This window comes from Kerstersia gyiorum (assembly GCF_048595715.1).
Taxonomy (GTDB): domain Bacteria; phylum Pseudomonadota; class Gammaproteobacteria; order Burkholderiales; family Burkholderiaceae_B; genus Kerstersia; species Kerstersia gyiorum.
Map to the genome: position 1 here is coordinate 1,270,888 of NZ_CP169556.1, position 25,314 is coordinate 1,296,201.

Below are 25,314 nucleotides of genomic sequence, written 5' to 3' on the forward strand. Positions count from 1 at the left end.
CCTATTGCCGAGGATTTCAAGAAAATGTCCATCCTGATCAATAAAGACACCAAAGTCATCACCCAGGGCATCACCGGCAAGACCGGTCAGTTCCATACCCGTGCCTGCCGCGAATACGCCAATGGCAAGGAAGCTTTCGTTGCTGGCGTGAACCCCAAGCGCGCCGGTGAAGATTTCGAAGGCGTGCCCATCTTCGCCACCGTCAAGGACGCCAAGGCTGAAACCGGCGCGGAAGTGTCGGTGATCTACGTGCCGCCCGCAGGCGCTGCCGCTGCCATCTGGGAAGCGGTCGAAGCCGACCTGGATCTCGTGGTCTGCATCACCGAAGGCATCCCCGTGCGCGACATGCTGGAAGTGCGCAACAAGATGAAGGCCAAGGAAGCGGCCGGCGGCAAGAAGACGCTGCTGCTGGGCCCCAACTGCCCCGGCCTGATCACCCCGGATGAAATCAAGATCGGCATCATGCCCGGTCACATCCACCGCAAGGGCCGCATCGGTGTGGTCAGCCGCTCCGGCACCCTGACCTATGAAGCCGTGGCGCAAGTTACCGAACTGGGCCTGGGCCAATCCAGCGCCGTCGGTATTGGTGGCGACCCCATCAACGGCCTGAAGCACATCGACGTCCTGAAGCTGTTCAACGACGATCCCGATACCGATGCCGTCATCATGATCGGCGAAATCGGCGGTCCGGATGAAGTCGAAGCCGCGCGCTGGGCCAAGGACAACATGACCAAGCCGGTCGTCGGCTTCATCGCCGGCGTCACGGCACCTCCGGGAAAGCGCATGGGCCACGCCGGCGCGCTGATCTCCGGCGGTGCCGATACGGCCGACGCCAAGCTGGAAGTGATGGAAGCTTGCGGCATCCGCACGACCCGCAACCCGTCGGAAATGGGCAAGTTGCTGAAGTCGGTGCTGTAAAAACCGGCAGTACAGTTCGCATGCCGGCGTTTGCCGGCATGCCGCGCCAGTGTGCAGTGATGCCTTGAAGGCAGGCTGGGCTGGCGCAGACAAGGAAGGCTGGAGAAATCCGGCCTTCCTTTTTTATTGGTGGCTGTGTCGGTTGCGGTGCGGGCGCTTTGTGCTGAGGCGGGTGGGCAGCGTATGATTGGGGCTGCCGTCGGGCGCGCGCTTGTCATGGATCAAGCCGCCAGCCGGGATGGCATGCTCAAATGCCCTGCGGACCTGCTGCGCCGATGGGCAAGCCGGAAGCGTAGGCAACCGGGAGCGTACAGGCGAGATGTCTGGAAACAACGGGAGTTGAAAATGGGTATTACCAAAAAAGACAAATCGACGGACTCGGGCCTTAGCCTGCTGGGCGGCCTGGGTATTTTGGCCATTATCGGTATCGTTGCGGCGATCGTCCTTAAGTCGCTGCTCTGATATGACGGTGGTTTCTTCCCCGGATCGGCTGGTCATTGCAACCCGGGTAAGCCGGCTGGCTCTCTGGCAGGCGCATCATGTGCGGGATTTGTTGCAATTGCAGTATCCCGCCTGTCGCATTGAGCTGCTGGAAATGACGACCCAAGGCGACCGCATCCTGGATCGCAGTCTTTCCAAGATCGGTGGCAAGGGCCTGTTCGTCAAGGAACTGGAGAACGCCCTGCTGGACGGCAGGGCGGATCTGGCAGTGCATTCCCTCAAGGACGTGCCGGTGCTCATGCCGTCCGAATTCAGCCTGACGGCCATTTTGCCCAGGGCGGCGGCCCAGGATGCTTTTGTATCCCCGGAATACCGTCGTCTGGAAGATTTGCCAGCAGGCGCCGTGGTTGGGACGTCCAGCCTGCGCCGTGCGGCGCAGTTGCTGGCGGCCTACCCTCATCTCGAGGTGAGGCCCCTGCGCGGCAATCTCGATACCCGTCTCTCCAAACTGGACCGGGGGGATTACGACGCCATTATCCTGGCGGCAGTCGGCTTGCGGCGCCTGGGCATGGCGACGCGCATCCGCGAAGTCCTGTCCCCGGACATCTCCTTGCCCGCCGTAGGGCAGGGCGCGCTTGGCATAGAAATCCTCGCCGGGCGCGCGGAACTGGCGGCGCAACTGGCGCCGCTCAATTGCGAGCAGAGCTGGCGTCTGGCACAGGCCGAGCGCACCGTGTCTGCCGTGCTTGGCGGTTCCTGCCAGGTGCCGCTGGGTGCCTATGCAGAACAGGATGGCACCAATATCCGGCTGCGCGCGTTGGTCGCCAGCGTGGATGGTACGCGGTTGTGCCGGGCCGACGTATCCGGGCCGGAGACAGACCCGGTTGCGCTGGGGCAGCGGGCTGCCGACGAGCTGATCGCGGGCGGCGCACGCGAATTGCTGGCCGAGTCGCAATCCAGCCAGGACGATGGCGCCTGAGATGCGTTTGTCGGCAGGCCGGGGGGCGGCTTTGGCGCCCCTGGCTGTGCTGACCCGGCCGCAGGGGCGCAACGATACCCTGGACGAGGCGCTGTCCGGCCTTGGTTTTGAGGTTGTGCATCTGCCTGCATTGGAAATCCAGGATGCTCCGTCAGCTGGCATGAGTGTGCCCGACCCGGCTGATTTCGACATGCTGTTATTCGTGAGCGGCGCGGCCGTTCGGGCATACCGGCGCCTGTGCGCGGCCCAAGGCAGGGATAGCTGGCCCGAAGGGGTCTGGGCGGCGGCCGTCGGCCCGGCGACTGTGGCAGCCTGGGAGGAAGACATGGCCGGCCCGGTGGCGCCGCGCTGCTGGCGCATCGCCCCGGCGCCGGATGCCGTCAGCCACGATTCCGAACATCTGCTTCAGGAAATGGATGCGCGCGGCCTGAAGCCCGAACGCGTGCTGCTGGTGCGAGCCGGGCAAGGCCGCGATTGGCTGGCCGAACGCCTGCGCGAACGTGGCGTGCAAGTGACGGCCTATGCGGCCTACGACCGCGTGCCTGCAACCTGGAGTCCGGCGCAGCAGGCGTTCATGCAGGCGGCCGCCGCAGGCCGGCGGACTGCATTCTGGCTTGCAACCAGTGGCGAAGGACTGGATGCCATCCGTGCGCAGGCTCGTGCAGCCGGCATTCTGGCCTGGTGGCAGCGCAGCGCGCATGTCGTGACGCATCCGCGCTTGGCCGAACGCCTGTCTGGTGATGCGACTGGCGCAGTCCCTCGTGCAATGGTAAAAATCTGTTTGCCGCAGGATTCCTCAATTTTGCGAGCATTTACGGCGCTACGCGCAGAATTGGACTAATCCTGCAAGGAAACCGACGGTGCTCTGGCGTCGGCCGCAGCGGGCTCTGGGATTACAATCGCACCATGACTAAAGAATCAATCAACCATGATGCGTCGGTGACGCAGCACCCTGTTCCGGAAAAGAGCGCGGCGGAGCCGTCCAAGGCGCAGGCGGCTGCTGTCCCGCCATCTCCGGTATCGTCATCTTCTGCCGAGTCGGGCAAGTCTGCCGCAGACAAGGTGGTGTCGGCCACCGGCAAGGTGGAGGCCGGTACGCGGCTGGACGGCAAGGGCTCGGCATCATCCGCCGCTCCGGCTGCTCCGGCTGCTCCGGAAGCGGTTCGGCCGAAGTCAGCCGATGTGCCACCACCTCCGCCGGATGGCGGCAAGGCACGCACGGGCGACAAGGGGGGCAGCGGGCGCGGCAAGCGCGGCGGTTTCTCGCTGGGCTGGTTGTTGGCCCTGATTCTGGTGCTGGTCGTACTGGCACTGGGTTATGGCGCCTGGCAGCAAAGCCAGGAATTCGATAGCGCCGGCCGTGAAGTTGCGACGCGCCTGGAAAATCTGGAACGTGAATTGGCCGGCACGCGCCGCGAGGCGCAGGAAGCGCTGGCCCTGGCTCGTGCGCAGGATGCCAAGGTGCGTGCCAACGACGCTGCGCTACAAGAAGCGCGCAGCCAGTACCTGGCGCTGGAGCAGGCCTGGCAGCGCTTCAGCAATGGCACGGATGACCATTACCTGCTGGACGACGTGGCGCGCGCGCTGGAAATCGCCGACCAGCAGTTGCGCCTGGCCGGCAGTGTCAGCAATGCGCTGGTAGCGCTGGAAGCTGCCAGCGCTCGTCTGGCAGACACCGACCGGCCCCGCTTCCAGGCCCTGAAGGCCGCGCTGGACACGGATCTGGAACGCCTGCGTGCCGTGCCTGTGGTGGATGTGCCGGCGATTGCCGCACGCCTGCATCGCCTGCAGGCCCTGCTTGCCACTGCGCCACTGATGGTGCCTGACGAAGCCGCTCCCCGTCCCGTCCAGCTGGACGAAGAACAGGCGCCTATCGCTCGCCACAACAGCAGCGAAACCTTGCCGGAAGATGCGGCCTGGTGGACGCGCTGGCAGGCCGTGGTCAGTGACTGGGCCGGCGACGTGACGGATGCCATCGGTCAAGAACTGCGTGGTTTTGTCAGTATCCAGCGTGTTGGCAACCCGGATGCGCTGCGCTTGTCGCCCGAGCAGGGCGCCTACCTGCGCAATGGCGTGCGCACCCGTCTGCTGACGGCGCAACTGGCGCTGATGATGCGCCAGGCAGAAGTCTGGAAGGGCGAAATCGAAGCCGTTCGCAGCATCGTCGCCGATTACTATGACGGCCGTACGCCGGATGCGGTGGCGGCGCTGCGCAGCCTGGATGAATTGCTGGCGACCAACGTGGCCCAGCCTCTGCCCAGCCTGGATGCCAGCCTGGCGGCGCTGGAAAGCCTGCGCGCCGAGACCCGTAACGCTGCTGGCCTGCAGGAGGATTGATTCCATGGCAACCTGGTTCAAGTCCCTGCTGCTGCTGGCGCTGGCAGTCACGGTCGCGGTACTGTTGCGGCGCTACGAGGGCGATGTTCTGATCCTGCTGCCGGACTGGCGGGTTCAGCTGCCGCTGGCGCGGGCAGTCGCGGTGGTGCTGCTGACATTCGTCCTCTTGTATATCGTGCTGCGCCTGCTGTCCTGGGCGTTGGCCATTCCCGAACGCGTGCGCGGCTGGCGCCAGCGCCGCGTTCAGAAGCGTGACATGGAACTGCTGGAGCAGGGCTGGATCACGCTGCTGGAAGGGCGTTACGCCCAGGCCGAGAAATCGCTGACTGCACTGCTGGATCAGGCCAAGCCCCAGCGCCGCAAGGTACTGGCGGCCCTGTCGGCAGCGCGTGCCGCCGATGAGCTCGGGGAGTTTTCGCGACGCGACAGCCTGCTGGCCTCGGCCGCTGAACAAGCGACCGGCGATGAATCGTTGTCCCAGGCCGTGATGCTGGTGGGCGCTGACATGCTGCTCGACCAGGGCAAGCCGGCGGAAGCGCTTGAACGCCTGGCGCCGCTGCAGGAAAATGCCTCGCGCCATCTGCATGCACAGCGCCTGTTCCTGCGAGCGCACCATGCGTTGGGCCACCATGACCAGTCTTTCGCATTGGCTCGGGCCCTGTCTCGTCGTGGCGTGCTGGGTGTGGCCGAAGCCAACGCTATCCTTGGCGCAGCGGCGGCGGCCCGTTTGCGCGGTAGCCAGGGCGACGATTGGCGCAAAGTCTGGAAGGATCTGAAGTCGGAAGAACGCCTGGTACCCGAGGTGGCGCTGGCGGGGGCCTACTGTTTCGACGCTGCCGGCCAGGCGGACGAGGCCGGCAAGATACTGGAAACGGCGATCAACGACAGTTTCGATCCCCGCTTGATCGAGGCCTATGCCCAGTGTGATGCGGACCAGGTGCCGCGCCGCCTGGAAAAAGCCGAAAAATGGCTGCAACGCAATGCGGACCAGCCGGAACTGCTGCGCGCGCTGGGGGCTTTGTGCCTGCAAGGGCAGTTGTGGGGGCCGGCGGAACGCTATCTGGTGCGTAGCGTGCAGCTCAAGAACGATCCCCGTACCCACGTTCTGCTGGGCAGCCTGTACGATCGCCTGGGCAAGCGTGAGGAGTCGCTGCGTCACTGGCGCCTGGCAAGCAAGGCTCACTTGGGCCGTCTGCCAGAGCTGCAGCAGAAATCCTTCCTGCCGCCGGCAGATACCCAGGCAGACCCCAAGATACGCGACGCTGACGACTCCTTTGGTTCGCTGGCTCGGTATCCGGCTGCTGCCGCTGCGGCGCCCGTAGCCGTTATGCTCGACGAGTTCGAAGCCAATGCCGTCGCTACTCCCCTGGTGGCTACCGATGACGAGCTGGAGGCAGACGCCATGGTAGTGCCGCCTGCCGAGGCGGCCAGTGCCGTCGCGGCCGACGAAAGCACCGATACATTCGCCGCTGGCCGCAGCTACGACGAATCAGCCGATGTGCCGCCTGCCGATGCCGTGGCCGGACATGACGACTTCGAAGAATATTTCGACAGCGCACCTTTGCCTTACCACCCGGTGGACGCACAGGAGGCGGAGGCATCGGACGCTACTGACGCCGCTGATGGCCGCAATGACGTGGTACGCCCGGGCCAGCCAGGCGCCACTCCTCGGCAAGATAACAATTCCTGATTTCTTCAATTCCTACTGATAAACAAGGTTGGTCAATGAGCTTAGATCGTGTCGCCGCCGGCAAGAACCTGCCGGAAGACTTCAATGTCATCATCGAAATTCCGGCCAATGCCGATCCGGTCAAGTACGAAGTCGACAAGGACTCGGGCGCCGTGTTCGTGGATCGCTTCATGCTGGCTGCCATGCACTATCCGTGCAACTACGGCTACATTCCCCAGACGCTGTCGGACGATGGTGACCCGGCCGACGTGCTGGTGATCACCCCGTTCCCGGTGCAGATTGGTTCGGTAGTGCGTTGCCGCGCCATCGGCGTGCTGAAGATGGACGACGAAAGCGGTGGCGATGCCAAGCTGCTGGCCGTGCCGGTCACCAAGCTGTACCCGCCGTATCGCCACATCGAAAAGCCGGAAGACCTGCCGGAAGAAGACCTGGCTCGTATCAAGCATTTCTTCGAGCACTACAAGGACCTGGAGAAGGGCAAGTGGGTCAAGGTTCAGGGCTGGGAAGGTCCGGAAGCTGCTCGCAAGGAAATCGAGGATAGCGTGCGCCGCTATCAGGAAACCGCCAAGGGCTGATTGCCCTGAGATCCTCCCGGGTAGATCTTTCATGTCGCCCGGAAGATAGAAAGCCAGCGGCTGCTGTGTGCAGCCGCTGGCTTTTTTGGTCTGCGCCAGTGTGCAGGTGTGCTGGTGCGTGGTTTCGTGCCAGGGGCCGACAGACGGCCCCGTATGCCTGAGGGCTCAGGCGAAGGCAGCCAGAATGGCGGGAACGGATAGCACGGCGGTGTAGTAGCCCATGAATTGCACGCCGATATTGAAGCTGACGATGCGTTCCAGGAAGCCGCCAAGCATGCCGACCGACAGGATCACCAGCAGCCCGAGCAGGCCACCTTCCCAGATGCCGATGACCAATACCAGCCCGATGAAGGTCGCGATGACCGCTTCATGGCTGACCTTGCGGGCGACGAAGGTTGCGGCCCGGTGGGCATAGTTCATGGCAAACGGATAGGCCACCAGCAAGGCAACGATCACCGCCATCAAGGTAAAGCCGAAGAACTCGGAGATGCTCAGCAAGTTGTGGAGATTGTGGATTTCTCCGGTCCCGGCATCGACCGAGAAGCGCGGTGGTGCGTTGAACAGCGGGGCTGCGGGGCCAGCGGCCACCGGGCTGAGCGGCAGGCCGAATGCGATCAGGGGAATCAGCGCCTCGGCGATGTAGGTGGATTCGGAAATGCCGTTGCGGGCGGTGATGACGGTAGTGACGCGTTCATAGGCATGCTTGATGCGGCCGCCGATGATTTCGCCCAGGACGACGGCCATCGCGACCGGGCTGAACACGAAGGTGGCGCTGGAAACTGCGGCAGAGGCTGCCGTGACACGGGTCTGGCGTCGGCTCATGACCTTTAGCGGATTGGGGAAATAGCCCTCCCAGGCCTTCATGTCCGGTGCCAGGGAGAATACGCGGAACTTGTCCCGGCGCATGTTTTCCCGCGCCTGCGGCGACAGCAGGGTGAACAGAGAGGCGATGAGCGGCGCTACTGCAATGCCGAGAAAATAGCTGACCGACAGTTTGACGCCATATTTCAGGGTCAGGTTCTGCAGCGCCACGATCAGCAGGACGAACGGCACCAGCGCCAGCATGGCTGCCCAGCGACCGGCGGAAAAGAAGGCGATCAGCAGCGCAGCGCACAGGAATACCCAGGGCGCGAACTGCTTGATTGCCTCACCGAAGGGGGCGAGTACCACGGCGAACGCGATGGATACCGGCACGGCGATCAGCGCCGAGAGCGCGCCACCGGACAGCATTTTCCTCAGGGCGATATGCGGCACGCCCAGTCGTCGCAGCTGATTGGCGTCGCCTATCAGAGCAACGGCAGAGGTGTCGCCGGGAATGCCCAGCAATGCCGTGGGCACGGCATGGGTCATGTGCTTGGCGACGGCGCCGGCGATGAAAAAGCTGAGGATGGAAGCCGGGGGCGCACCCAGCAACACGACCAACATGGTCAGGGGCGCCAGGGTGGTGGTTTCATCCGTGCCCGAGACCAGGCCAATGGCGGAAAACAGCACGGCGCCCAGCAGGCCGAAGGCCAGCGCATTGAGGATTTCAGCAAACAGGGGATCCATGTTCAGCCTCCCTTGGTGCCGGCTTGCGGTGCGGCCAGGCTGTCCTTGGCGCTGTGCTGCGCGTCGCTGGCCTGCGCGAACATTTCATACAGGCCCAGTTCCTGCAGTTCCTCGGCAACTTCCGGGGATAGATCATCTATGCTGCCAATATGCCCGTATTGCTTGCGCAGGTCGGCCAGTACCGCCTGGCGGAACTGTTCGTCGACGACTTCTTCGACCACGGTGCGTTTGGGCTTGAAAAGCATGGCGCTGACCACCCCGCCAGCCAGGCAGCCGACGATGCCGCCGAGCATGGAGTATGCATGGACCATATGGGTATCCTCGATGACGAGGTTCAGGCCCCAGCGCGTGAGGACATAGGCGCCCAGGCTGATGGCGGCGCCGATGACGATGGCGCTGGCCAGGTGGCGCGCATCTATGGTGTCGCCCCATACCTCGAACAGGTTGTAGCTCTGCTCGGAAGCCAGGCTGCCTGATCGTAGCAGGGGCGGGGAATGGTGGGTCGTGGAATATTGCACGTTGTCTTCTCCATCTGTTTTTTTCGGTATGAGACATGGACTGCGCTGGTTCAGCGAAAGGCAACTCCTGGGTGGTGGCGGTGCATCCTTCTTGAGGCAGTTATGGTTGGGGTGAAAAGGCAGCGCGGCGTACCGTGGCGTGTGCCACGGTGGTGGCGTGGCCGTCAGTGCGACTGACCTGCAGGGTGAACGTGACGGTGGCGCCATCGACGCCAGTCACGGTGCCGCCGCAGGTCAATGGTTCTTCCAGATAGGCGGCCAGCCGGTTCTGGTAATCGAAGGCGATCAGTTCATCGTCGGGCGCCATGAACTCATAGATCAGCTGGGTAAGCCAGTCCCCCTGCAGCGGGCCGTCCACGACCAGTGCGGGGTGATGTTCGACGTCCTGGGCGTATGGGGCGTCGTAGTGGATGCGGTGTGCATTCCAGATGGCAGCGTTGTAGAGGAAGAGCTGTACCGTCCCGACTCGGTAGACGCGGGAGGGGAGTGCTTGTCCGGGCTGGGCGCAGGCAAGGGAGAAGGCAGTCATCGTGCGATCCTCGTGAGTTTTTCGATCACGACGGGGGAGCCGTCCTGGCGTTCGTAACGGTTTTCCAGTATCAGGAAGATCAACGGGCCGCTGGCGCCTTCCTTTTCATGTATGTCCAGGATGCGCTGCCTGACAGTCAGCGTTTCTCCACCCATGATGCGTCCCAGCACCTGGAATTCGCTGCCCCCGGCCATGATGCGCTTGAGGGGCAGGACAGGGATCAGCGGATTGTCGGGATGGTGTCCGTCCGGCCGCAGTTGTTCGAGCGGCGTGCGAGGGATCATGGCGCTGAACAGGAACAACAGCGGTGCCTCGTCCCCGGAAAGGAAACGGGGGTTGCGCTGGCCGGTGGCGATTGCATATTTACGGATGTCGTTGCGGCTTACCTCGAAGTCGAAGGGGGGCAGGCTGGTGCCGATATGGCGCGTGATGTCAGGGGTCAGCAGGCTCATGTGATTCTCCCGAAGGTGGCGCGACTACAGCACGCCTTGCTGTTGCAGGGCGTCATAGCGTTCGGGGGCCAGTCCGAGCCAGTCGAGATAAATGGCCTGGTTGTGCTGGGCCACAGCCGGTGCGCTGGCACCATGCTCGCGGGTGCCGCCGGACAGTTTGATGGGGTTGCCGAAGACCGAGAATGTCGCGTCGTGGTAGTTCACCGGCACCAGCATGTCGCGGGCCTGCAGATGCGGATCTGCCACTACTTCGTCTATGCCCTTGATCGGCGTGAGGGGGAAACGGTCGCCTGCCATGGCTTCGAGCTCGGCTTTGGTATGGCGGCCGCACCAGCGCCGCACGGCAGGGTCCACCTTGCGCTCGTAGATGTCCTGCTGGAAGCGCTGCGCCATGGTGGCGGTTTCGGGGTCGTTTTCCAGATCCGTATCGCCGAATGTGCGGCAGGCCTCCTGCCAGAATTTATCCGTATAGGCGCCGAAAAAGACGTAGCCGTCCTTGCAGCGGTAGCGTCCGTAGGGCTTGACGAAGGGGTGGCCATTGCCGGCGGGGACGGTCACCTTGCCGGTCTCGGTGTAGGTGACGATCGCGTTTTCGGTCAGGGCCACGATGGAGTCCTGTTGCGATACATCCACCATCTGCCCCTGGCCGCTGCGTTCGGCCTGCCGCAGCGCGGCCAGGATGCCGGTCGCGGCAAACATGCCGGCGGACAGGTCGCCCAGCACGGTGCCCACGCGCATGGGTTCTTCTTCCAGGCCGTTCATGGACCATAGGCCGCCAGCGGCCTGCGCTGTGCTGTCGTAGGCTGGACGGCGGCTGTTCGGGCCGGTCTGGCCAAAGCCGCTGATGGCGGCATAGACGATTGCCGGGTTGTGCGCCTTCAGCACCTCATAGCCCAGGCCCAGCCGTTCCATGGTGCCGGGCCGGAAATTCTCGATGACGATATGGGCCTGCGCCACCATGTCGAGGAACAAGGCCTTGCCTTCCGGATGCTTGAGATCCAGGCTGACGGCCAGCTTGTTGCGGTTGTACTGGGCAAAAAAGCCGCTGGCCGGATCGGCTGGGCCTGTATTCTGGCGCATCGGCGGGAATTCCCGAGTGAGATCCGGGTCCCTGGGGTGTTCGATCTTGATCGCGGTTGCGCCAAGATCGGCCAGCATCATGGCGCAGTAGGGGCCGGCCACGACGCGCGTCAGGTCGAGGATGATGACGCCGCTCAGGGCGCCTTGCTGCGTAACGCCTGATGGAAAGGGAAGCCGGTTTTGCATGTCTTTGTCTCCTTTTATATCTGCCAGCATGTTCTGGCGGCCCATATTGTCCTGCGTAATCCCGGCGTGGGGCCGGGCCGCGTGCTCAAACGCGCACGGTACGTGCCGCCAGCCTGGCGCGCGCGACTCTGGAAGCGGTCTGGCGTTCCAGCACGGTATCTATCCAGGCGCCGGCATCGACCAGGCTATCCAGGTCGATGCCGGTAGGCAGGCCCAGGCCTTCGAGCAGGTAGACCAGGTCCTCGGTGGCGAGGTTGCCGCTGGCGCCTGGAGAGTACGGGCAGCCGCCCAGGCCGGATACCGATGCATCGAAAACGGTGATGCCCGCTTCCAGCGCCGCCAGGACATTGGCGACCGCCATGCCATAGGTATCGTGGAAATGGCCGGCCAGCATGGCGAGCGGAACAGCGGCGGCGCAGGCATCGACGAGCTGGCGGATCTGGCGCGGCGTGCCGGCTCCGGTGGTATCGCCCAGGCTGATTTCGTCGCAGCCGAGCTGCTGCAGTTTCAGGCAGAGGTCGGCCACGCGTCCGGGGGCGATTGCACCTTCATAGGGACAATCGACCACGCAGGAAATGTAGCCTCGCAAGCTGACGCCGTGTTCGCGGGCGAGCGCCGCGACCGGCTCGAAACGCACCAGGCTTTCGTCGATGGAGCAATTTGTGTTGCGTTGCGAAAAGGTTTCCGAGGCGGCGGCGAAAACCGCGACTTCGCGGCAGCCGCAGGCCAGCGCGCTGCGCATGCCCTGTTCATTGGGCACCAGTGCGCTGAGGTGCAGGCCGGGCTGCTCGAGAAGCAGCCACAGGACTTCATCACTGCCGCGCATCTGCGGTACCCAGCGCGGCGAAACGAAGGCGCCCGCCTCGATGTGGCGCAGGCCGGCCTGCGCCAGCATCTGTACCAGCTGCGCCCGTGTGGCCGGCGGCAGGATGCGAGCTTCGTTCTGCAGGCCGTCGCGGGGCCCGACCTCGACGATCCGTACCGGACGCATGGCGTGTTTCAAGGCTTCTTGCATGGCTATTGCCCACGCAGTTCCGCAAGCAGGGCGCTGGCCCGGTCGGCACGCACATCCTTGTTCCGTACCATGGCATCGACCACCTGCCCGATTTCATCGCCGGTCGCGCCTGCCAGCATGGCGATGTTGCGGGCGTGCAAGGCCATGTGACCGCGTTGTATGCCTTCTGTAGCCAGCGCGCGCAGCGCGCCCAGGTTCTGCGCCAGCCCGACGGCGACTGCGATTTCCGCGAGTTCCTGGGCGCTGCCCACCCCGAGAATGCGCAAGGATAGCTGTGCCAGCGGATGGGTCTTGGTGGCGCCGCCTACCAGGCCGAGCGCCATGGGCATTTCAATGGTGCCGACCAGGTGGCCCTGCTTGTCTTTTTCCCAGGTCGTGAGCGAACCGTAGTGCCCCTGGCGGGCAGCATAGGCATGCGCTCCGGCTTCTATGGCGCGCCAGTCGTTGCCGGTTGCCACGACCAGCGGATCTATGCCGTTCATGATCCCCTTGTTGTGGGTGGCGGCGCGGTAGGGGTCGATCGCGGCAAAGGTATAGGCTTCGATGATGCCGTCGATAACCTCGCTGCCCCGGTACTGGGCGCTTTCAAACACTTCCGGTGCAAAGCGGGCCTGGGCCCGTGCCAGGCGGAGGTCTGCCAGATTCGACAGGATGCGCAGGCGGACCTTGCCGCCAGTGGTTTTCTCGACCAGGGGGGCGACTGCTTCAGCCATGGTGTTTACCGTATTGGCGCCCATGGCGTCGCGCACGTCGACGATCAGGTGCAGCACGACCATCGGGCCCACAGGGCTGCTCTCGAAGGTATGGATTTCAATTTCCCGGCAGCCGCCGCCCAGTTTCTGCAGCAGTGCGTCGCGGCTGTTGGCCAGCGCCAGGATGTCGTCGCGCTTGCGCAGCAGGGCATGGCGCGCGCCATGCGGGTCGCTCACGCCGGTCAGCTGGATCTGCGCACGCATCAGCGGCGCGCTGCTGGAGGTCTGGAAGCCGCCGCCGGGCCGGGCCAGTTTGGCCATGTACGAGGCGGCGGCAACGATGGAGGGCTCCTCGACGACCAACGGCACCAGGACATCGCGTCCATTGACCTGGAAGTTGGAGGCAACGGCGTAGGGCAACTCGAATTTCCCCAGCACGTTTTCGATCATTCCGTCGGCGATATCCAGTGGCAGTGCGCCGGGTTGCGTCAGCAGGGCAGTGTCTTCAGCGTTCAGGTGCAGCAGGCCGGCGATGTGATCGACACGTTCGGCGGGGCTCAGGTCACGGAAATTTTTCAGGCGTGAATCGAGGGGCATTTGTCTCTTCCTGGTTGATTGTGGAATTCATACTACCTGCCACTGTCACCATAAAAAAGGTACAGTTGGAGCCAGACAGTCCACTTCCAGACCCTTGGTAAACCCCCATGGCAAAACCTACACTGACCGAGCAGATCGCAGCGGAAATCACCCGGCAAATCCATGAAGGACTGCTGAAGGCAGGGGACCGGTTGCCGTCCCTGAGGCAGTCGATGAAACTGCACGGACACTCCAAAAACACGGTGGTGACGGCCTACGAAATGCTGGCTTCGCAGGGGCTGGTGGAGGCACGTCACGGCCAGGGCTTTTTTGTGCTCGACGTGGTGCCGCCGGCGGGGGATGACAACGATCTGCAACCGTACGACCGGGCGCTGGATACCATCTGGATGATGCGCCAGCAGTTCGTGCGCGACCCGGGGCATTCGCATCTGGGGGAAGGCTTCCCGCCGGTGGCGTGGCTGTCTGGCCTGCGGCTGGATCGCTATCACCGGCAGGTCGTTCGCGACGCCGGACTGACGCTCTACCGCTATGGCTCGCGGCTGGGTAACATGGGCTTGCGGCAGCGCCTGGCACGCCGGCTGGCGGATCATGCGATCCAATGCACGCCGCGCCAGGTACTGACGACTTTCGGCGCCAATCATGCGCTGGACATCATTATCCGGCGCTATCTCAAGCCGGGCGATCCTGTACTGGTCGACGACCCGGGCTATTACCCGCTGTTCGGCAAGTTGCTGATGCACGGCGCCCGGATGCTGGGCGTGCCGCGCCAGCCGGACGGGCCTGACCTGGGCGTGCTGGAGCAGCTGGCGCGCACGCATCGGCCCCGCGTGTTTTTCGTACAGACCTCGGCACACAATCCTACGGGCTCGGATATTTCCCGGGCCAGGGCGGAACAGATCCTGCGGATCGCCAGCAAGTACGGCGTGCTGGTGGTGGAAAACGATGCCCTGGCCGACTACAAGCCAGCGTCCACCGTACGCTTGTCGGCACTGGATCAACTGCGCAATACCCTGTATGTCGGTACGTTTTCCAAGTCGGTGTCGGCGGCACTGAGGGTAGGTTATATCGCTGGCAGCCTGGAACGGGTGGAAGAACTGGCGGACATCAAAATGCTGGTGCACACCACCGGTTCGGAGTACGCCGAAAGAGTGCTGGACGCCTTGCTCACGAGCGGCCAGTTTCCGCGCCAGGCCCAGCGCCTGCAGGCCCGCTTGCGGTTGGCGACCCGGCGCGGCCTGGAAACATTGGACCGCCTGGGGGCGGAAGTGTTCTGCCGGCCGGAGCAAAGCCTTTATCTGTGGGCGCGCTTCCCAATGCTGGAAGATGCGAACCAGCTGACGGAACATTGTTTGCGGCAGGGCGTGGTGCTGGCGCCCGGCCCCATTTTTTTCGTTGACCGGAGCGTTCCGCAACCCTGGACCCGCCTGAATGTGGGCTACCTGGACGACCCTGCGTTTGCCGCCAGCATCCGCCATGCGGTGCAGGCGGCGCGGCGTCCTTGAGCGCGACCGGCAGCGCGGGCTTTTTCATCTCGCAGCGGCGAGGTTCAATAGAATAGATATTTTGGGAGAAATGACATGGTTGATTATGTGATCGCGCCACCGGCCGTTCCCACCTTGCCCGTCGTCGGGGAAAGCGGGCGTTTCCCGGTGCGCAGGATTTACTGTGTGGGCCGCAATTACGCAGCCCATGCCAGGGAAATGGGCTTTACCGGCAGGGAAGATCCGTTTTTCTTCTGCAAGCCTGGCGATGCGTTACTGGCAGTGCCGCAGGACAGCGTGGGCGAAATGGCCTATCCGCCGCAAAGCCGCCATGTGGACCATGAAATCGAATTGGTGCTGGCGTTGGGCAAGGGCGGGCGTGATATCCCGGCCGAACAGGCGCTGGAGCATGTATGGGGCTATGCCATCGGCCTGGATATGACGCGGCGCGACCTGCAATCCCAGGCCAAGGAGGTGGGCCGTCCCTGGGAATTGGGCAAGACCTTCGAGCACAGCGCGACGGTTGGCGCCCTGCAGCCTCGCAGTGTTTGCGGCGACCTGGAAGCTGGCGCTATCTGGCTGGATGTGAATGGCCAGCGCCGCCAGTCGGGCGATTTGTCACAGCGCATCTGGACGCCGGCGGAAACCATTGCCTTCCTTTCGCGTTATTTCACGCTCGAAGCCGGTGACCTGATTTTCACCGGTACGCCGGAGGGTGTGGGCCGGGTGGAACGAGGCGACCACCTGTTGGGGCATGTCGATGGTCTGGGCGACCTGGAAGTGCGCGTCGTCTGAGTTTCCCCAGACCTGTCGCCTGCCTGCGCTGCTGTGCGGGGCCGGCGGCAGGCGCTGCTGCGTCTGAGTGCCTTGGCGCGGGCTTGCTGCCTGGCGCTGTGGGCTGGGGGGCGGTTTAAGGCCGGGGCATTCAACCGGTGCGGGCTCCTGCGCCCGCAATGGGTACAAACCGCCGGCCGGTAAGTCCGCCTAGGCCGCGCACGGCTGCCGGAACAGAATCCTTCTGTCGAACACAGGAGGATGAAATGTCCAAAGTCAGGCAGGCCGGCCAGGCCATGACCGAATATGTGATTATCGTCGCCCTGGTGGCGGTGGCTGCCATTGCCGTGTATCAGCTGTTCGGACAGGTTATCCGTGCCCAGACCGCTGCCATGGCCAGAGAATTGGCTGGCGAGGATGGTTCCGCCGAATCCGCGGCTGCGCAGCAGGCTGCCGATGGGGCAGCCGCCCAGGCGGCCGCACGCACGCTCAAGTCGTTTACCGGCAACGCCGGACAGGCGGGACAGCCATGAAGCCGGTCGTTCGCGCAAGAGGCCAGGCTTTGCCGCTGGGCGTCCTGCTGCTGGCAGCCCTGGCATTGGCCTGGGTGCATGGCTACGGCTTGAGGCAAGTTGCCGGCGCCAGGGCACGGCTGTCTCATGTCGCTGATGCCGTCGCCTACAGCGGGGCCTTGTCCCAGGCCCGCAGCCTGAATCTGCTGGCCTGGATCAGCCGGACGCAGCTCGCCCACCAGATGGCCATGGCGCATGTCGCCACCCTGGCAGCCTGGGCCGATTTCGGCAGCCGACAGGCCACGCAGCAGGGGCGGGGAAATCCGCCTGCCCACCTGATCACCAGTCTGTTCGGCGCTCGCCATGGTGCGGCCTACCGCGCTGCTTCAGCCTTGGCCGGGCAGCGGCAAGGGGCCGGCTGGGCGCAGGCTTATGCCCGCCATGACAGCCTGATCCATGACGTGCTGGAGCAGGTGCGCCAGGCCACGCTGGCCGATCTCGTGCAGACGCGCCAGGATGCCATGGCCTGGGTACTGGCGCGCAATCTGGAGGGTGATTTTTCCGGCCTGGCCGGCCGGTCTGCCGCCGCCGGCAGCCGGTTGGTGCTGTATGACGACACCCTGGCCGATGGCATCCGCCTGAGCGCCGCCGGTGCCGGGCGCGGCAGCTATGACTGGCTGGCGCACCAGGCCGCCGCGACCCCGTTCCTGGCACCACGCAACGGGACGGCGCGCAATCAATACCTGGTGTCGCCTCGTTGTCCGCATCTGCGCCATGAACTGCGGCGCAGGGGGGAAACGGCACTGGATGCCGCCGGCCATTGGCAGGCGCTGGATACCTTGTCCTTCAAGGCCTTGCGCAGCAATCGCTGGGTGGGCTGCTATTTCCGGCCTTATCCCATGGGGTGGGCCTGGGCGGCGCCGGCGGACAGGCGGCCCGGCGAGGCTCATGTGGACGGCGCTCCCGCCAGCTTCGGCGATGCCGCTTTCTGGCGCTGGCTGCAGACCCACACCGACTGGCCCCTGACTGGCAGCGCAGGCAATCCTCTGGCAACGTCCTATGCCGTAGCGGAACCTCTGGCCTTGCGCGGGCGCGGCCTGGTCGCGGATATCTCCATCGGTGTTGCAAACCCGGCTTTTTCCATCGGCCTGGCGGTACCCGCAGGGGCTTTGCTGACCACCGGTGGCGCCAGTCGCGTTGCCATGACGGGCGCCTGGCGTTTCGGCGCATTGCCCGTCGACGGCTGGTTGCGTGCGGATAGTGCCGCTGCAGTTGAATACGTTAGGCCTCACGCCAGGTCGGGCCGGCCACTGGAAGCGGCCAACCTCTATTTGCCTTACTGGCAGGCACGGCTGACGCCAGTACCGGTGCATACCAGCAGGGCAGGGGGACAGCGATGAAAACCTCGCTGGCAACCCATGGCCGCTGGCTGCAGGCCGGGCAGGCCTTGTTCGAATGCCTGCTGTTGGCGAGTTGCCTCATCCTGCTGTGGTTGGCCGGGCAGTGGCTGGGGCTGGCGCAACAGCGCGCGTTCAGGGCGGGAACGGAGGCACGCCGGATGGTTTTTCAACTGGCGGCAGGGATGGCAGCGCAGAACTTGTTGCGGCCGCAGGAGATGGCGCTGTCGGTGCACGAACCACAGGCAGGGCCGGTGGGCAGCGCAGCAGGTTTGCCCCAGGTCGGCGGTGCGGCAGCCGAGGCAGCCGCCTTGCGGCAGGAATTCGGTGTGCAAGCCGGGATCGCATCGGTGTATGCCCAACTACCGGCGCCGCCTCTGCCGCATTGGTTGAATATTGCGGATGTGCGGCAGCTGCCAGCCTTGCCTGGCGCATTGACGCTGCTGTCTGGTGCGGGCAGTGGTGCCGGTGATGCCGCCGTACAGCAGGATATTGCGGCGGCTGCCAGTGCGTGGCGTGCCGCGGCACATGTTTCCCTGGCCCGCGCCCAGGCGCTGGATCATGTCATGCACAGGGTGGATGCGCCCTGGCGGCCGGCTCATGACCCCGCTGCCTGGCTGCAGCATTGGGCTGGCGCAGTTCCCGAGCCAGCCGGGGTCGGCCGGAGGCCGCAATGATCCGGCGCCGACATGGGGGTCGCGTAGTGGTGTGCCTGTGCATGGCCCTGACTGGTCATGCGGCAGCCGGATGGCCGGCATCTGCGCACGCGGCGCTGTCTGGGGGGCTGGTGTCCGGCGGCGGGCTGACCGTCGCTGGGCAAGATGGCCCGGTCTCGAACACAAGCGCTGCGCGATGGCTGGCGGCTTTTCCCTGGCCGCCGGGCGTGCACTCGCAGCATGTATTACGCGGTGCTCGCTGGCAGGGATGCCCGCTGGATGCCGTGTTGTTTACCAGTGCTGCGGCACCGCAACAACTGGCGCGTCAGCTGGCAGGCGTCCTGAATACGCGGCCAGGTTTGCTGCTGGAGCCCGAGACCTTGCGCATGCATTGGTATGACACAGGCAGGCATCAGGTACTGACCCTGGCGGCCCAGCCCGGCGGTGGCAGTATCGGCAGCTTGTCGAGCCTGATGCTGGACGGGTGCGGCGGGGCAGCAGGCCAGGCAACGGTTGATATCGTGGCTGCGCTGCGCACGGCTGATGCTGCCTCAGGTGCCGCCACCCGCCAGGCGCAGGAAGAGCTCGGGCCTCGCCAGGCGCAGGACACGGCCCGGGTGCTGCTTGATATCTCCGACCAGGTGGCCGAAATCCGGGTGCGCCAACGCCTGTATCTGCACGATGGCTTGCCGGGTGAAATCTGGCAGGCATGGGTGGACGGATTGAGGAGCGCCGGCTGGCAGGCGGCCGCGACAGAGCCGGAGGCCGGCAGCCTGGGCCAGCGACAGGCCGGCATCTGGACCAGGGACAGGCGGCGCCTGGTGTTGCGTCTCCTGCCTGCCGGAGATGCGACGGTGGCCTGGCGTCTGGATGAGGAGACCGCGCCATGAGCCGCATCGGGAGTTGGCTGGCAGGAAGCCCGCGCGTCCGGGACCGGCTGCTGCGTTTGCGTCCGGCATGGTCCTGGATGCTGGCGTTTCTGGCAGCAGGGTGTGCGGCCTGGGCGGCGCAGCGTTACCTGGACCAGCAGACAGAACGGCTGCGTCTGGCAGGCCGCAGCGTTATGGTGGAGCGTCTGGTCGCGGGCCAGCGGCTGGATGCCGGCGTGACGCTGCATCCGGCCCATCTGGCACTGCGACAGATGCCGGTGGAGTGGATGGCCAGCCATGGGTTGGTGCCGGGAGATGTGGCGCGGGTGACGGGAAAAACCTTGCGTTGGGGCCTGCAGGCGGGCGAGGCGTTGACGGAAATGCATCTGGCGGAGCCATCTCCGGTACGCCTGTCAGAGCGGCTGGCGCCGGGCCGGCGAGCCTTGACCATTACAGTCACCCAGGCCAGCACGCAATCGGGCTTGTTGCAGCCCGGGGACCGCATCGACCTCTTCGTGGCACTGCCCCGGCAGGGGCGTCGATCCACGACGTCCTTGCTGCAGGATGTCGTGGTGCTGGCTACCGGTGCGGAAATGGACGGAGACGGGCTGGCCGGCAGCGGCGCGGCGCGTGCTTACCGTACCGTGACACTGGACGTATCCCAGGATGATGCCTTGCTGCTGCTGGCGGCAAGGCAGGAAGGCGATATGGTGGCCATCCTGAGAGCCAGCGGGGACAGCGGTGCTGGCCAGCTGCGCCGCAGCGTTTCCCTGGATCAGTTGCTGGGGATCGCCGCGGCACCCGCGCCAGCGGAGCCTGCCGTGCTTTATGGCAATCACCGCACCTTGCATGTACCGCCGCTCGACGGCCTGGAACCGGGAGAACAGGAGTGATCCATTGCATCGGCGCCAATCGCAGGCCTTTGGCGAGGCCGGAGCCAGGGCGGGGGCGCAGGGGAAGGATGGCCCGGCGGGCAGGTACGGGCTTGTTGCTCCTGCACCTGGCCGCCGGGGCAGCCGGCGGCGCGTCAGAAGATGGGACGCTGAGCCTGGAGGCCGGCCAGACGCATGTATTGGACGTTCCTGACCTGGGCCGCGTTGCAGTCGGTGACGGCGCCATTGTGCAGGCGGTTGCCGCCGATGGTCGCGAAGTCCTGATATTCGCCCGCCGCCAGGGTATGACCACCTTGCATGTCTGGACGCGTGCTGGCGAGCGCCAGGCCTACCGGATCGAGGTTGGGGCGGCGGGGGCGCAGCGCATGGAGCAGGAAGTGGCTGCCTTGCTGGCGCGTATCCCGAACGCGCGCAGCAGTAGGGTGGGCGGACGTCTGTTGATCGAAGGCGAGGACCTGTCGGATGCTGATCAGGAGCGTATCGGCGCGCTGGTACAGCGATATCCGGCGCTGCTGGATTTTACTGGCCAGGTGGGCTGGGACCGCATGGTTTTGCTGGATGTCCAGGTCATAGAAGTGCCGCGTTCGGAGTTGCTGGAGTATGGCATACGCTGGGATGGCAGTACGCAGGGCGGTTTCGTGGGTGGTGTGGCATGGGACCTGGCCAGCGGCCGGGCGCTGGCTGCCCGTCCAGGCAGCGAATTGCCGCTGGACCTGCCCTTGCCGGTGCGTTCGGCGCAATCCTATTTCGGCTTGAATGCCATGCTGGCGTCCCGCATACACGCACTGGCGCAGCAAGGCGAGGCCGTCATGCTTGCCCAGCCGCAATTGCTGGCGCGCAGTGGCGCCACGGCCACGTTCCTGGCTGGCGGGGAGGTGCCGTACGTAACGGTGGATGCCAACGGCAATTCCACCACGATATTCAAGCCCTATGGCGTATCGCTGGCGATCACGCCCAGGGTGGAGCGCAATGGCGCGGTCCGTTCCCGGATAGAGGTGGAGGTCAGTGCCGTCGATGCCAGTGTGTCGGCTAATGGCGGTCCGGCCATGAAAACCCGGCGCGCCGCGACTGAATTCAACGTGCGGTCCGGGCAGACGCTGGTGCTGGGCGGCTTCATTTCGCGGGAGCAACTACGCGACAAGGATGCGTTGCCGGGGTTGGGCAGCTTGCCCATTATCGGTGCCCTGTTTGGTTCCCGGCGTTTCCAGCAGCGTGAAACCGAATTGGCGATTCTGGTGACGCCGGTGGTGGTGTCCCAGGACGACCCCGGCCTACAGCGGCGTGTCTATGCGGCACGGCAGGCCGTAGATGTGGTATTTCCAGATGGCCCGGCGATCAACATGCCGGTCATGCCTGGTGTGCCGGAGGGGCGGCGCTGGGACCCCTATGCCGGTGACGGTTCGCAATGGCAGCAGGAAGCCGCAGTCACTGCACCGGGCAATGTCTATGACTTCGATGAGTGAGATGCGCATGGTGGAAATCGAGATCATCCAGGATGACGGTCCGGTCGAACGCCGGGTGCTGGCCCTGCCTGTCCTGATCGGCCGCGGCGAGCAGTGCGATCTGCGTCTGCGCTCCTGGCGAGTGGCGCGCATGCACGCCAGGCTGAGCGCCCATGCGGGCGATCTCTTGCTGGAGGATCTGGGTTCCTGGCACGGGACCTGGGTTAACCAGCGAAGGATTGCCCGTTATGGCCCTTTGATGCCGGAAGACCTGGTTGTCATCGGCGCCTGCCGCCTGCAGGTGCGACGCATTGCGCCGCAAGTGGATGGGCAGGGTGATGGCGGAAGTGGTGCGGCGGCGCAGCTTGGCATGCCGGCTTTCCCGGCAGGCCAGCCGGCTCAGGGGCTGACCACTGCAGGCGATGCTGCTGGTCCTGCCGCAGCCGAGGCTATTCCCCTGGCAATGCCGCTGTCGCAACGCCAGCCGGCAGTGGATAGCGGCCTGGTGCGCCGCTTGCATGGCGTGCTGCTGCAGGAACTGGATCTGCGCCGCCGCAATGTCGAAGACATGAACGATGCCGCGCTGCGCAGCCAGGCGCACGAGGTTCTGTCCGCGTGGTTGTCGCAGCATGGCCGGCTGGACGTAGAGGAGGGGCCGCATGGCGTGCCCGAAGGCGGACGTCTTCCTGCAGATGCTGCGGGGCAGCGGGCATTGCTGGAGCGGGTGCTGGACGAGGCGCTGGGCTATGGCCCCTTGCAGCCCCTGATGGCAGAAGACAGTATTACCGAGATCATGGTCAATGGACATGAGGAAATCTATGTCGAACGCCAGGGATGCTTGCAGCGCCACGATGCCGTGTTCAGCAGCGAAGCGGCGCTGCTGGCGGTGATGGAACGCATGGTGGCGCCCGTGGGGCGACGGCTGGATGAGAACATGCCGCTGGCTGATGCGCGCCTGCCGGATGGCTCCCGGGTGCATGCGGTCATCCGGCCGATTGCGGTGCAGGGCCCCAGCCTGACGATACGGCGCTTTCCCCGGCGCCGTCCGGGGCTGGACGAACTGGTCAGCCTGGGAGCGCTGGATCAGGGCATGTCGTCGTTTCTGGCGCAATGCGTGCGCTTGCGCTGCAATATCATTGTTGCCGGCGGCACCGGGTCGGGCAAGACCACCTTGCTCAATGCCTTGTCGCATTGCATTGCGCCGCATGAGCGCGTGATTACCATTGAGGACGCTGCCGAATTGCGCCTGCAACATGCGCATAAGGTGGTACTGGAAGCCCGCCCGCCGAACCAGGAAGGCAAGGGCGCCATCAGCATTCGTGAACTGGTGCGCAATGCCTTGCGCATGCGACCGGACCGCATTGTCGTGGGTGAGTGCCGCGGGGCCGAAGCCCTGGACATGCTGGCGGCCATGAACACCGGGCACGAGGGGTCGCTGACCACCCTGCACGCCAATTCCCCGCGTGATGCCCTGGCTCGGCTGGAAACCATGGTGCTGATGGCGGGCATGGCGCTGCCACTGGCGGCCGTGCGCGAGCAAATTGCCGCCAGCGTGGATTTGCTGGTGCAACTCGTGCGTTTGCCGGATGGCCGCCGTGTCATTGCCGAAGTCACCGAACTGTGCGGCATCGAAAGCCAGTGCCTGCAGACTTTGCCGCTGTTCAGTTTTGATCGCCGTTCAGGCAGCCATCGTCGCGGTGCGTCCGTTCCCACGTTTTTTGAAAGCTGGCGCAAGCAGGGCATTGATTTCGATCCCACATCCTTCCCGGGGCCGGGCTACGACACGACGGCAGAGAACGGCTGGCACGACAATACAGTCGGCCTGGCGCCGACACCGCCAGGCATGCTGTTGCCGGCATCTTCCTGGGCGGATGATGGGCCGGGCCGGAGGGCCACGCCATGAATCCGGGCTGGGTCGTTCTGGCGGCTGCGCTGGCGGCGGCGGGCCTGGCCTGGGCGCTGGCGCAGGGGATGGCCGGCTGGCTGCAGCGTTATCGCGATGCCTTTGCTGCGGGAGCGCGCTATCGGATGGATGCCTTCTTTCTGTCCATGGACTTGTCGCGGTTCTGGTTGCCGGCCTTGCTGGCCGCCTTGGGCGCTGGCCTGGCGGGGTATGCCTGGAGCGGTTCCTGGCTGCTGTGTTTTACCCTGGCTGGCATTCTGATGCTCCTGCCGCGCGGACTGGCCCGTTGGGGGTGGCAGCGGCGCGGGCGCCAGCTGGATGCGCAGTTGCCGGAAATATTGCTGGCGCTGGCATGGGCCATGCGTGGTGGCGCCAGCCTGCATGGGGCCTTGCGTGCTGTCGTGGTTGAAGCCGAGGCGCCGGCAAGGCAGGAGTTTGGCCTGCTGCTGCGGGAGCAGCGCATGGGTGTGAATTTCGAGCAGGCCCTGGGCAACCTGTATCGCCGTGTCCAGACACAGGAGCTGGCATTGCTGGTAGCGGTCCTGGGCATTGCCGCGCAGTCTGGCGGGAATCTGGCCGACGCCCTGCAGGGCTTGGCTGAAACGCTGTCCGAGCGTTTGCGCATTCAGCGCCGTTTGCGGGCCATGACGGCGCAGGGCGTCCTGCAGGCGTGGATCATGGGTGCCTTGCCGGTGTTTCTGCTGGCCGTGCTGCAATGGCTGGAACCAGAGGCCATGCACGGTCTCTGGCATACACCTGTCGGCTGGGCAACGCTGGGTGTACTGACCGTGCTGCTGGCGGTCGGAGGCTGGTTCATCCGGCGTATCGTGAGCATTGCGCCATGAACCCGGCCTTGCCGGAAGGTGGCGTTGCCTGGATGCTGCTCTGCATGGCGTGTACCGCGCTTGCCGTGGGCATTGCCATCCGGCAGGGACGGGGCAAGCGCCTGGGCGGCGAGGCGTCGGGGAGGCGGCTGGCAAGCGCTGGGGGCGGCTTGCCATGGGTATGGCGCCTGACCTTACCCGGGCTGCGCCGCATGTCGTGGTGTGCGCGGCCGGTTCTGGGGTGGCATAGCCGGCCTCGCCTTGAGGCATTGCTGCAAAGCGCAGGTCTGGCGTCAGTGCTGGACCCGCTGGTACTGAGGACGGCGCAATGCCTGCTGACAGCGCTGGCGATGCTGGCGGGTATCGCTGCCATGCTTTTGCAAGAGGCCGCTGCGGCGTCCGCCTGGTACTGGCTGGGCGTGGCGGCGGGGGCGCTGGCAGCCTGGCACTGGCCCTGCCTCAGGCTGGTTGCCAGGGCGCGTGAGCGGCGGCGGCAGATGTCCGCCGATCTGCCCCTGGTACTGGAAATGCTGGCCCTGTGCCTGGCTGGCGGCCAGCACTTCAATGGCGCCATGCAGCAGATTGCCAGGCATGCCCCGCGTGGCGCCTTGCACCAGGAGTTCCTGCTGGCCCTGGCAGAGATATCCCAGGGCCGTTCTAGAGTGGATGCGATCCGGTTGCTGGCACGCCGTACCGGCTTGCCGGCGTTGCGGCGCTTTGCTGCCGTGCTGGCGCAGGCGGATGGCCTGGGCATGGCGCTGGGCCCCTTGTTGAGGGCGCAGGCCAGGCAAATGCAGGATGAACGATTCCAAAGGGCGGAAAAACAGGCCATGGAAGCGCCGGTGAAGATGCTGTTGCCCTTGATGACTTGCATCTTTCCCTGCACTTTCTTGGTCCTGGCCTATCCCATCATGCATTATTTGCAGCCCGGGGCCATAGGATGACACACAAGGTGGATGCTTGCACAGGTGCCGGCCAGGTAGCTGCCGACGCCTTCAGCGCCGGC

At 65.0% G+C, this 25,314-nt stretch carries 24 protein-coding genes; 17 read left to right on the forward strand and 7 right to left on the reverse strand.

All coding sequences use genetic code 11. The annotated features are described in order from the left end of the window. Nucleotides 1–24 precede the first annotated feature (24 nt). The 6 genes from sucD to ppa all read left to right on the forward strand — a co-directional run bounded on the left by sucD (nucleotide 25) and on the right by ppa (nucleotide 6,940). Nucleotides 25–918: a succinate--CoA ligase subunit alpha gene (gene sucD / locus ACEW7X_RS05570; protein WP_068369080.1), complete on the forward strand. Its 894-nt coding sequence runs from the start codon at nucleotides 25–27 to the stop codon at nucleotides 916–918. Nucleotides 919–1,381: 463 nt separating this feature from the next. After that, a complete protein-coding gene (gene hemC / locus ACEW7X_RS05575) occupies nucleotides 1,382–2,338 on the forward strand; it encodes a hydroxymethylbilane synthase (protein WP_068369073.1) in 957 nt (318 codons plus the stop codon). A gap of 1 nt (nucleotide 2,339) precedes the next feature. Beyond that, nucleotides 2,340–3,179, forward strand: coding sequence for a uroporphyrinogen-III synthase (locus ACEW7X_RS05580; protein ID WP_420177717.1), 840 nt, complete (start codon nucleotides 2,340–2,342; stop codon nucleotides 3,177–3,179). A 65-nt stretch (nucleotides 3,180–3,244) separates the two neighbouring features. Further along, nucleotides 3,245–4,675, forward strand: coding sequence for a uroporphyrinogen-III C-methyltransferase (locus ACEW7X_RS05585; protein ID WP_420177718.1), 1,431 nt, complete (start codon nucleotides 3,245–3,247; stop codon nucleotides 4,673–4,675). A 4-nt stretch (nucleotides 4,676–4,679) separates the two neighbouring features. Then, nucleotides 4,680–6,365 carry a heme biosynthesis HemY N-terminal domain-containing protein gene (locus tag ACEW7X_RS05590; RefSeq protein WP_339137654.1) on the forward strand — a complete coding sequence of 562 codons (1,686 nt, stop codon included), beginning with the start codon at nucleotides 4,680–4,682 and terminating at the stop codon, nucleotides 6,363–6,365. 35 nt (nucleotides 6,366–6,400) lie between these two features. Continuing rightward, nucleotides 6,401–6,940 carry an inorganic diphosphatase gene (gene ppa, locus ACEW7X_RS05595; protein ID WP_068369065.1) on the forward strand — a complete coding sequence of 180 codons (540 nt, stop codon included), beginning with the start codon at nucleotides 6,401–6,403 and terminating at the stop codon, nucleotides 6,938–6,940. Nucleotides 6,941–7,105: 165 nt separating this feature from the next. On the opposite strand, the gene ACEW7X_RS05600 is transcribed toward ppa, so the two are convergent. The 7 genes from ACEW7X_RS05600 to ACEW7X_RS05630 form a co-directional block, all read right to left on the reverse strand. After that, nucleotides 7,106–8,488, reverse strand: coding sequence for a tripartite tricarboxylate transporter permease (locus tag ACEW7X_RS05600; protein ID WP_068369062.1), 1,383 nt, complete (start codon nucleotides 8,486–8,488; stop codon nucleotides 7,106–7,108). Nucleotides 8,489–8,490: 2 nt separating this feature from the next. Beyond that, nucleotides 8,491–9,006, reverse strand: a complete 516-nt coding sequence (locus ACEW7X_RS05605; RefSeq protein WP_202969526.1) for a hypothetical protein — start codon at nucleotides 9,004–9,006, stop codon at nucleotides 8,491–8,493. Between the two features lie 100 nt (nucleotides 9,007–9,106). Further along, entirely contained in the window at nucleotides 9,107–9,535 is a 429-nt protein-coding gene (locus ACEW7X_RS05610) for a hypothetical protein (protein WP_068369059.1), read from the reverse strand. Continuing rightward, nucleotides 9,532–9,987 carry an FAS1-like dehydratase domain-containing protein gene (locus tag ACEW7X_RS05615; RefSeq protein WP_068369056.1) on the reverse strand — a complete coding sequence of 152 codons (456 nt, stop codon included), beginning with the start codon at nucleotides 9,985–9,987 and terminating at the stop codon, nucleotides 9,532–9,534. The genes ACEW7X_RS05610 and ACEW7X_RS05615 overlap by 4 nt, the downstream gene beginning before the upstream one ends. Nucleotides 9,988–10,011: 24 nt before the next feature. Then, on the reverse strand, nucleotides 10,012–11,253 hold the full coding sequence (locus ACEW7X_RS05620; protein ID WP_068369451.1) for a CaiB/BaiF CoA transferase family protein: 1,242 nt from the start codon (nucleotides 11,251–11,253) through the stop codon (nucleotides 10,012–10,014). A gap of 85 nt (nucleotides 11,254–11,338) precedes the next feature. Then, on the reverse strand, nucleotides 11,339–12,268 hold the full coding sequence (locus tag ACEW7X_RS05625; protein ID WP_257740990.1) for a hydroxymethylglutaryl-CoA lyase: 930 nt from the start codon (nucleotides 12,266–12,268) through the stop codon (nucleotides 11,339–11,341). A gap of 2 nt (nucleotides 12,269–12,270) precedes the next feature. After that, nucleotides 12,271–13,557 carry a hydroxymethylglutaryl-CoA reductase, degradative gene (locus ACEW7X_RS05630; protein ID WP_068369051.1) on the reverse strand — a complete coding sequence of 429 codons (1,287 nt, stop codon included), beginning with the start codon at nucleotides 13,555–13,557 and terminating at the stop codon, nucleotides 12,271–12,273. A 107-nt stretch (nucleotides 13,558–13,664) separates the two neighbouring features. On the opposite strand from ACEW7X_RS05630, the gene ACEW7X_RS05635 reads away from it, so the two are divergent. From ACEW7X_RS05635 to ACEW7X_RS05685, 11 genes are all read left to right on the forward strand, one after another. After that, a complete protein-coding gene (locus ACEW7X_RS05635) occupies nucleotides 13,665–15,059 on the forward strand; it encodes a PLP-dependent aminotransferase family protein (RefSeq protein WP_068369047.1) in 1,395 nt (464 codons plus the stop codon). 75 nt (nucleotides 15,060–15,134) lie between these two features. Then, nucleotides 15,135–15,833, forward strand: a complete 699-nt coding sequence (locus ACEW7X_RS05640) for a fumarylacetoacetate hydrolase family protein (protein WP_257740992.1) — start codon at nucleotides 15,135–15,137, stop codon at nucleotides 15,831–15,833. A 245-nt stretch (nucleotides 15,834–16,078) separates the two neighbouring features. Next, entirely contained in the window at nucleotides 16,079–16,345 is a 267-nt protein-coding gene (locus tag ACEW7X_RS05645; protein WP_068369042.1) for a hypothetical protein, read from the forward strand. Beyond that, on the forward strand, nucleotides 16,342–17,724 hold the full coding sequence (locus tag ACEW7X_RS05650; RefSeq protein ID WP_420177719.1) for a hypothetical protein: 1,383 nt from the start codon (nucleotides 16,342–16,344) through the stop codon (nucleotides 17,722–17,724). The genes ACEW7X_RS05645 and ACEW7X_RS05650 overlap by 4 nt, the downstream gene beginning before the upstream one ends. Then, nucleotides 17,721–18,398, forward strand: a complete 678-nt coding sequence (locus ACEW7X_RS05655) for a hypothetical protein (RefSeq protein ID WP_420177720.1) — start codon at nucleotides 17,721–17,723, stop codon at nucleotides 18,396–18,398. Before ACEW7X_RS05650 ends, ACEW7X_RS05655 begins: the two co-directional genes overlap by 4 nt. 41 nt (nucleotides 18,399–18,439) lie before the next feature. Further along, nucleotides 18,440–19,267: a hypothetical protein gene (locus ACEW7X_RS05660; RefSeq protein ID WP_420177721.1), complete on the forward strand. Its 828-nt coding sequence runs from the start codon at nucleotides 18,440–18,442 to the stop codon at nucleotides 19,265–19,267. Further along, a complete protein-coding gene (gene cpaB / locus ACEW7X_RS05665; RefSeq protein ID WP_068369028.1) occupies nucleotides 19,264–20,139 on the forward strand; it encodes a Flp pilus assembly protein CpaB in 876 nt (291 codons plus the stop codon). The genes ACEW7X_RS05660 and cpaB overlap by 4 nt, the downstream gene beginning before the upstream one ends. 92 nt (nucleotides 20,140–20,231) lie before the next feature. After that, the gene (locus ACEW7X_RS05670; RefSeq protein WP_238591322.1) at nucleotides 20,232–21,602 is read left to right on the forward strand and encodes a type II and III secretion system protein family protein; all 1,371 of its coding nucleotides are present in this window, start codon (nucleotides 20,232–20,234) and stop codon (nucleotides 21,600–21,602) included. Beyond that, the gene (locus ACEW7X_RS05675) at nucleotides 21,586–23,484 is read left to right on the forward strand and encodes an ATPase, T2SS/T4P/T4SS family (RefSeq protein WP_193755164.1); all 1,899 of its coding nucleotides are present in this window, start codon (nucleotides 21,586–21,588) and stop codon (nucleotides 23,482–23,484) included. Before ACEW7X_RS05670 ends, ACEW7X_RS05675 begins: the two co-directional genes overlap by 17 nt. Further along, the gene (locus tag ACEW7X_RS05680) at nucleotides 23,481–24,329 is read left to right on the forward strand and encodes a type II secretion system F family protein (RefSeq protein WP_068369018.1); all 849 of its coding nucleotides are present in this window, start codon (nucleotides 23,481–23,483) and stop codon (nucleotides 24,327–24,329) included. The genes ACEW7X_RS05675 and ACEW7X_RS05680 overlap by 4 nt, the downstream gene beginning before the upstream one ends. Next, a complete protein-coding gene (locus ACEW7X_RS05685; RefSeq protein ID WP_068369015.1) occupies nucleotides 24,326–25,252 on the forward strand; it encodes a type II secretion system F family protein in 927 nt (308 codons plus the stop codon). The genes ACEW7X_RS05680 and ACEW7X_RS05685 overlap by 4 nt, the downstream gene beginning before the upstream one ends. The last annotated feature ends 62 nt before the right edge of the window (nucleotides 25,253–25,314 follow it).